This is a genomic window from Brevundimonas sp., from assembly GCF_013823285.1.
Lineage (GTDB): Bacteria > Pseudomonadota > Alphaproteobacteria > Caulobacterales > Caulobacteraceae > Brevundimonas.
This window is the reverse complement of record NZ_PNLV01000021.1, coordinates 25619-32423: the sequence shown is the minus strand read 5'-3', so window position 1 is coordinate 32423 and position 6805 is coordinate 25619. Positions and strand designations below refer to the sequence as shown.

The window sequence follows — 6805 nt, the reverse complement described above, 5'->3', positions numbered from 1 at the left end:
CCCCGTACAGGGCCGCCAGGATGGCGTTCGAGGCGTACAGGCCGGTGAACAGGTCGGCCACCGCCACGCCCGCCTTCATGGGCTCGGCGCCCGGCGCGCCGTCCGGCTGGCCGGTGATGGACATCAGGCCGCCCATGGCCTGGATCATGTAGTCATAGCCCGCCTGACGGGCGCGCGGTCCGGTCTGGCCGAAGCCGGTGATGGAACAGTAGATCAGTCGCGGATTGACGGCCTTCAGGCTGTCGAAATCCAGGCCGTACTTCTTCAGGCCGCCGGTCTTGAAATTCTCGACCAGCACGTCGGCGTCGGCGGCCATGCGGCGAATGAGGGCCGCGCCTCCGGGGCTGGCGATGTCCAGGGCCACCGACTGCTTGCCCCGGTTGGCGCAGAGGAAATAGGCGGCGTCGCCCGGCGATCCGTCGGTGCGGGTAGTGAAGGGCGGGCCCCAGTGGCGGGTGTCGTCGCCCGCCCCCGGCCGCTCGATCTTGATCACCTCGGCGCCCAGATCGGCCAGCAGCTGGGTGGCCCAGGGGCCGGCCAGGACCCGGGACAGGTCGAGAACTCGAACGTCGGCGAGGGGCGCGGAGGAAGCAGGGGCGGATCCGGTCATGACCCCGGTCTAGTCCGCGCCCGAGGCGGCGTGAAGGGCTCAGTCCCTGGTCAGTCCGCCGCCGCCGCGAATCTCGCAGATGTAGTCGGTGTTGGGCCGCCCGCTCTGGGAGCCTGAGGGGGTGAGGATTCCCCCGCGGTCCTGGCAAGCCTGGCTGAGGCGGTCCAGTTCGTCATTGTAGCGGTCGCCGGTGGCGCCGGCGGCGCAGGCGGCCAGCGGCGTCAGGACCAGAGCAAGCAACGCGATGCGCATGTCAGTCTCCCGAATTATCATACGGCTCAAACACGTCGCGGAGGCGGCGGTTCATCCGAAGCCCATGATACCATGTTCCGGGCGCCGCCTCACCGGGTGCGGAACTGCAGGTCCGCCAAACGGGCGTACAGGCCCCGTTGCGCCATCAGCTCGGCGTGGGTCCCCTCCTCCACCACCTTGCCCTCGTCCATGACCACGATGCGGTCCGCGCGCAGGACCGTGGCCAGGCGGTGGGCGATGACCAGGGTGGTGCGGTCCTCCATGGCCTGATCCAGGGCGGCCTGGACCAGACGCTCGTTCTCGGCGTCCAGGGCGCTGGTGGCCTCATCCAGCAGCAGGATGGGCGCGCGGCGGACCAGGGCGCGGGCGATGGCCAGGCGCTGGCGCTGGCCGCCGGAGAGGGAGCGGCCCCGCTCGCCCAGCGGCGTGTCGAAGCCCTCCGGCAAGGCGTCCAGAAAGGCCAGGGCCTGGGCCCGTTCAGCGGCGTCGCGGGCCTCCTCCAGACGCACGTCCTCGCGGCCGAAACGGATGTTCTCGAGTGCGGACTCCGAGAACAGGGGCGCTTCCTGCGAGACCCAGGCGAAGCGCTCGCGCACCGCGCCGGGATCGGCCTCGCGCACATCAACCCCGTCGACCCGCACGGTCCCGGTCTGCGGATCGTAGAAACGCAGCAGCAGGCGGAACACGGTGGACTTGCCGGCGCCCGAGGGGCCCACAAGGGCTACGGTCTCTCCGGGACGCACCGTCAGGTCGAAGCCGTTCAGGGCCGGCAGATCCGGCCGTCCCGGATAGGCGAAGGAGACGCCGCTCATGGCGACCTCGCCGCGCGGCGGATCGGGCAGGGGGGAGGGCTGCGCCGGCGCGGCGATGGAGGGCTCGGCCTTCATCAGTTCGTCGATGCGGTCCATGGCGCCGGCGGCCTTCTGAACGTCGCCCCAGCTTTCGCCCAGGGCGCCCACGGCCCCGGCGGCGAACACGGACAACAGAACGAACTGCAACAGCGCGCCGGGCGTCATGACCCCCGCCACCACGTCGCGCGCGCCGAGCCACAGGACCAGGCTGACCCCGCCGAACATGACCACGATGACCAGGGCCGTCATCCAGGCGCGGGCGTTCATGCGCCGCAGGGAGGCGGCGAAGGCGGATTCCACGGCGCCGTCGAAGCGGGAACGGGCTGACGCCTCGCGGCCGAACGCCTGGACCGTCTCGATGGCGTCGACGCTCTCGCCCGCGAAGCCCACGGCGCCGGCGAACCGGTCCTGGGACTCCACGGTCAGGGCCCGGACCTTGCGGCCGAACAGGAACAGCGGGCCGAGCAGAAGCGGCGTGATCAGCATGACCATGCCGGTCAGCTTGGGACTGACGATGAGCAGCAGGATGGTCGCCCCGATCAGGGTCAGCACATTCCTGAGCGCATAGGAGACCGAGGTGGTCAGAAGCGAGTCCACCATCTGGATGTCGGTGGTCAGGCGAGACAGCACCTCGCCGGTGCGCATGTGGGTGAAGAAGGCGGGATCCAGCCGCAGGATGCGGCCGAACAGGGCCTGCCGCAGGTCGGCGATCATGCGCTCGCCGGTCTTGGTGACGTAGAAATAGCGCAGGGCCGTGGCCAGCCCCAGACCCACCGCATTGGCGCCCAGCACCAGGAACCAGACGTCCAGGTCCGCGCCGCCCTGGGCGAAGCCGTTGTCGATGGCCCCCCGCGCGGTGATGGTCAGGCCCAGCGAGGCCATGGTGGAAACCGCCAGCCAGAATCCGGCGATCAGGGCGCTGCCCTTGTGGCGCACCAGGAACGGCAGAAGCCGCCCCAGGGGACGAACGTCGCGCCGCCGTCCGCGTCGCTCGGCGGCTTCGATCATGGATTCGGCCAGAACCGCGCCCGGGCTGGGGCGGTCGAGGTCGGCGCGGGACGGCGGCGGCGTGGCGGTCATGGCCGCGCCTCTTGCCTCAGAAGGCCCATGGGTGTAAACGCCGCCCCTCTCCCGCCGGGGCTTCCGGCGGGTTTCCATTTTCTGCGCGCGGACGGTCGGTATCGTCCCGACCCAGTCACGGGGCGCTAATCAGGACACGCCGGACCGATGAAAAAGGACACCCATCCCGACTATCACTTCATCACCGTGGTGATGACCGACGGGACCACCTATCAGACGCGCTCGACCTACGGCAAGGAAGGCGCGACCCTGAACCTGGACATCGATCCGTCCACCCACCCGGCCTGGACCGGCGGCAACCAGACCCTGCTGGACCGCGGCGGCCGCGTTTCGCGCTTCACCAACAAGTACGGCGGCTTCCTCAAGAAGTAAGGCGCGGCCTTCGGGCCACAGCCGCAACCAACAAGGGCGCCGGTCAGCCGACCGGCGCTTTTTGTTTGGCCGGAACGCCGGTAAGCTTGGAGTGTTGGAATAAATGGGGGCGTCCCGGCGGACGGCGCCGGACTGGACTGGGCTCTTGATGGTGATGAATCGACGGCAATTGACCCTGGCGGCGGCCGCCTCGGCCCTGGCTTCGGCCGTTCAGGCCCAGACGCCCTATGGGACCGGGCCGGGCGGGGCGGTTCAGCCCCAGCCGCCGCAGGACCCTGACGCGCGCGCCTTCTATGACAGCTTCAACGTCCAGCTGACCCGCGCGCCCGCCGCGCTTCAGCCGGAACTGCGCCGGCTTTACGAGATGGCCGGCTGGCGGCCGATCTGGACGGCGCCGCGCATGCGCACCCTGGGCCAGGTGGCCGAGCGGTCAGAGCGTCACGGCCTGTCCGGCGCGGACCATTTCGACTTCGCCGGCCTGGCCGCCGATCCGGCCAGCGCCGATATCCGCACCTCCATCGCAGCGCTCGGATACGCCCGGGTTCTGGCCGAAGGCGCGGTGCGCCCCGAGACGGTCGAGAACCTCTGGGAGATGCAGAAGAACCGGGTCGATCTGGCCGGCGGCCTGCACGACGCCGTGGCGCGGGACCGCCTTCTGGACTGGTTCGAGGGCCTGGCCCCCACGGACATCGGCTACACCAATCTGTCGGCGGGCTATGTCCGCTATCGCCGCCTGATCCGCGAGACCGGCGGCTGGCCTGCGTTCACGCAGGGGGGCACCATCGAACCCGGCGCCGCCGACCGCCGCATCGCCGCCCTGCGCGCCCGTCTGGTGGCCGAGGGCGATCTGGACGCCCGGGCGGACCGCGCCGTGGCCCTCAACGGCGATGTCTACGGTCCCGAGCTGGTCGAAGCGGTGCGCGGCTTCCAGCTGCGCCATGGCCTGGGGGTGGACGGGCGCATCGGCCCGGCGACCCAGCGGTCCCTGTCGGCTTCGGCCGAGGACCGGGCCCGCCAGATCGCCCTGAATCTGGAGCGCCGCCGCTGGCTCAAGCGCGAACTGTCGCCCGAGCGCATCGAGGTGAACACCGCGGCGGCCATCATGGTCTACTGGAAGGACGACCGCCCGGTGCACTCCAACCGCGTCGTGGTCGGCACCGCCAACAACCAGACGCCCAGCCTGGAGAAGCCCTTCGCCTCGGTGGTGGCCAATCCGCCCTGGTATGTGCCGGCCTCCATCGCCAGGAACGAAATCCTGCCGCGCGGCCCGGCCTATCTGGCGTCCCAGAACATGTACATCGCACCGGCGGGCAATGTGGTCCAGCGCGCCGGGCCCAATGCGGCCCTGGGCTTTGTGAAGTTCGAACTGCGCGACAGCCACGCCATCTTCCTGCACGACACCCCGTCCAAGGCCGCCTTCAACAGCGCCTTCCGGCATCGGAGCCACGGCTGCGTGCGGGTGCAGAATGCGGTGGATTTCGCGCGCCTGCTGCTGTCCCCGGATCCCTCGCGGCTGAACCAGTTCGACACCGCACTGGACAGCCGCCGCACCCAGCGGGTGGAGACAGGCCGCGAAATCAGCGTGCGCCTGCTGTACTGGACCGCCTTCGTGGACGGTCAGGGACGGGTGGCGTTCCGCGAGGACGTCTACAACCGCGACGCCCGTCTGGCCGAGGCCCTGGGCATCCACCTCAGCCTGCCGCAGCCGGTCGCGGCCGCCCGGCCGGACGAGGAGGACGTGGGTCCGTAGGACCCGGGTTCAGCCGCCGAAAGCGGCGGCGAGGCGGTCGATCTGGTTCTGGACGGGGTTTGGTCCGATCGTGACGGCGTCTTCGCCATACATGCGCCGGTCCAGATACAGCACCCGGTCGTAGAGCTTCTCGGACCGGACCAGATACTCCACCAGGGCGATGGGCAGCTCCGCGTGGGTCGGGGCGCTCTCGATCCGGCGCTCCGCCAGCCGGTGCCGGCGCTCGCCCGCCGCCTGGGGCGTCATGTCGCCCTCACGGACGGCCCGCTGAACCAGCAGCCAGGACGCGACCTGCATCAGGCGCGTGGTCAGCTTCATGCTCTCGGCCGCATAGGCCAGGGCCGCGGAGCGGGACAGGAGCTTGGATTCACGTCGTCCGTCCCCGTCCAGATAGGCGGCGGTGTCCTCCACCAGCTCCATGCCTTCCTGGAAGGTGCGGTCGAACAGCTCAGAGCGCGAAAAATCGCCCACGGATCCGCCCTGTGCGGCGGCGCCTGTCACGGCGTTCTCGGCGGTCAACTCAGACATGCACACTTCCCGGCCGGCGCCCGATTCCGGCGCCCATGCTGGCGCCCTCCGGGCCTGCTTTGCAACCCATGTGCCAATAAAGACCGTCCCGGCGGTCCGATTTCAGGACTTGAAGCTGAACAGGGCGTCGGCGGCGCTCTTTTGCGACTGCTTGCCGGCGCGCGCCCGTTCACAGCGGGCGATCTCGACTTTCAGCCCCTCGATGCGCTCGTCGAGCTCCTCCACGGAATAAAGGTCGAGGTCCTCGCGGCCCAGGGCCGCCACAGCCGCACCCCGGGCCGGCCTGGGGTCAAGATCATCGAAAACCATCGCCGCGTCCCTCGCCTTGCGCTCATCCCCTGACCGCCTAAGAAAGCGCCGGGGCGCTCGGGATTGCAAGGGAGCATGCATGCGCGTGATCGAGATCAGGGACGGCGCGGGCGAGGCGGAGGCGCTGGTCGTCGGCGAGCGGCCCACGCCCGAACCGGGCCCGGGACAGGTCCGGATCCGCGTGCGGGCCGCCGGGGTGAACCGCCCCGACATCCTTCAGCGCAAGGGCCTGTACCCACCGCCCGAGGGCGCATCCGACATCCTCGGTCTGGAGGCGGCCGGAGAGATCGAGGCGATCGGGGCGGACGTGATGCGCTGGCGGGCCGGCGACCGGGTCTGCGCCCTTCTGGGGGGCGGCGGCTATGCGGAATACGCGGTCGTCGATGCGCGTCATGTTCTGCCCGTTCCCGCCGGGCTCGATTTCGTCCAGGCCGCCGCCCTGCCCGAAACCGCCTTCACGGTCTTCACCAATGTGTTCGAGGACGGGCGCCTCAAGGCAGGCGAGACCCTGCTGGTCCACGGCGCCACCTCGGGCATCGGCGTGATGGCGATCCAGGCGGCCAGGGCGGCGGGCGCGCGGGTCATCGCCACCTCGCGCGGCGCCGACAAGGCGAAAGCGGCCCGGGATCTGGGCGCCGACGTCTCCATCGACGCCTCGGACGGCCGGTTCCTCGAGGCGGTCCAGGAGGCGGGCGGGGCGGACGTGGTGCTGGACATGGTGGGCGCCGCCTATGCGGAGCAGAACCTGAAGACGCTGAAGCCCGGCGGCCGCTGGGTGGTGATCGCCTTCCAGTCGGGGAACCTGGCCCAGGTGGACCTGTCCCGCCTGATGCGCGGCCGGCTGACCCTGACCGGATCCACGCTCAGGGCGCGCCACGCCGACGAGAAGGCCCGGCTGGCCGAGGCGGTTGAAACCACGCTCTGGCCGTGGGTGGCGGAGGGGCGCGTCAGGCCGATCGTGGACAGGATCTTTCCGCTGGACGACGCGGCGGCGGCGCACCGGCATCTGGAGTCCGGGTCACACACCGGCAAGGTGGTTCTGACGATCTGACG

The 6805-nt window shown here is 70.4% G+C and carries 8 protein-coding genes; 3 read left to right on the top strand and 5 right to left on the bottom strand.

Going from position 1 to position 6805, the window contains the following annotated elements:
* From C0461_RS05015 to C0461_RS05005, 3 genes are all read right to left on the bottom strand, one after another.
* On the bottom strand, nt 1–610 hold a 610-nt coding region (locus C0461_RS05015; protein ID WP_292104485.1), incomplete at its 3' end, for a CoA transferase.
* Nucleotides 611–649: 39 nt separating this feature from the next.
* A complete protein-coding gene (locus tag C0461_RS05010; RefSeq protein ID WP_292104483.1) occupies nt 650–862 on the bottom strand; it encodes a hypothetical protein in 213 nt (70 codons plus the stop codon).
* An 89-nt stretch (nt 863–951) separates the two neighbouring features.
* Nucleotides 952–2793 carry an ABC transporter transmembrane domain-containing protein gene (locus C0461_RS05005; protein WP_292104481.1) on the bottom strand — a complete coding sequence of 614 codons (1842 nt, stop codon included), beginning with the start codon at nt 2791–2793 and terminating at the stop codon, nt 952–954.
* A gap of 147 nt (nt 2794–2940) precedes the next feature.
* On the opposite strand from C0461_RS05005, the gene rpmE reads away from it, so the two are divergent.
* Entirely contained in the window at nt 2941–3165 is a 225-nt protein-coding gene (gene rpmE / locus C0461_RS05000) for a 50S ribosomal protein L31 (RefSeq protein WP_021696940.1), read from the top strand.
* A 154-nt stretch (nt 3166–3319) separates the two neighbouring features.
* A complete protein-coding gene (locus C0461_RS04995) occupies nt 3320–4915 on the top strand; it encodes a L,D-transpeptidase family protein (protein WP_292104478.1) in 1596 nt (531 codons plus the stop codon).
* Between the two features lie 9 nt (nt 4916–4924).
* On the opposite strand, the gene C0461_RS04990 is transcribed toward C0461_RS04995, so the two are convergent.
* Complete coding sequence (locus C0461_RS04990; RefSeq protein WP_292104476.1) at nt 4925–5443, bottom strand: DUF1465 family protein; 519 nt, start codon at nt 5441–5443, stop codon at nt 4925–4927.
* A gap of 102 nt (nt 5444–5545) precedes the next feature.
* Nucleotides 5546–5752, bottom strand: a complete 207-nt coding sequence (locus tag C0461_RS04985) for a DUF1192 domain-containing protein (protein ID WP_292104474.1) — start codon at nt 5750–5752, stop codon at nt 5546–5548.
* Between the two features lie 79 nt (nt 5753–5831).
* Here C0461_RS04985 and C0461_RS04980 point away from each other — a divergent pair, with 79 nt between their 5' ends.
* Nucleotides 5832–6803, top strand: coding sequence for an NAD(P)H-quinone oxidoreductase (locus C0461_RS04980; RefSeq protein WP_292104472.1), 972 nt, complete (start codon nt 5832–5834; stop codon nt 6801–6803).
* Nucleotides 6804–6805 lie beyond the last annotated feature (2 nt).

Bases quoted from the DNA above. Each gene is read 5' to 3' on its own strand.
- C0461_RS04990 (WP_292104476.1), bottom strand. From the start codon at position 5,443: ATGTCTGAGTTGACCGCCGAGAACGCCGTGACAGGCGCCGCCGCACAG.
- C0461_RS04995 (WP_292104478.1), top strand. From the start codon at position 3,320: ATGAATCGACGGCAATTGACCCTGGCGGCGGCCGCCTCGGCCCTGGCT.
- C0461_RS04980 (WP_292104472.1), top strand. From the start codon at position 5,832: ATGCGCGTGATCGAGATCAGGGACGGCGCGGGCGAGGCGGAGGCGCTG.
- rpmE (WP_021696940.1), top strand. From the start codon at position 2,941: ATGAAAAAGGACACCCATCCCGACTATCACTTCATCACCGTGGTGATG.
- C0461_RS04985 (WP_292104474.1), bottom strand. From the start codon at position 5,752: ATGGTTTTCGATGATCTTGACCCCAGGCCGGCCCGGGGTGCGGCTGTG.
- C0461_RS05010 (WP_292104483.1), bottom strand. From the start codon at position 862: ATGCGCATCGCGTTGCTTGCTCTGGTCCTGACGCCGCTGGCCGCCTGC.
- C0461_RS05005 (WP_292104481.1), bottom strand. From the start codon at position 2,793: ATGACCGCCACGCCGCCGCCGTCCCGCGCCGACCTCGACCGCCCCAGC.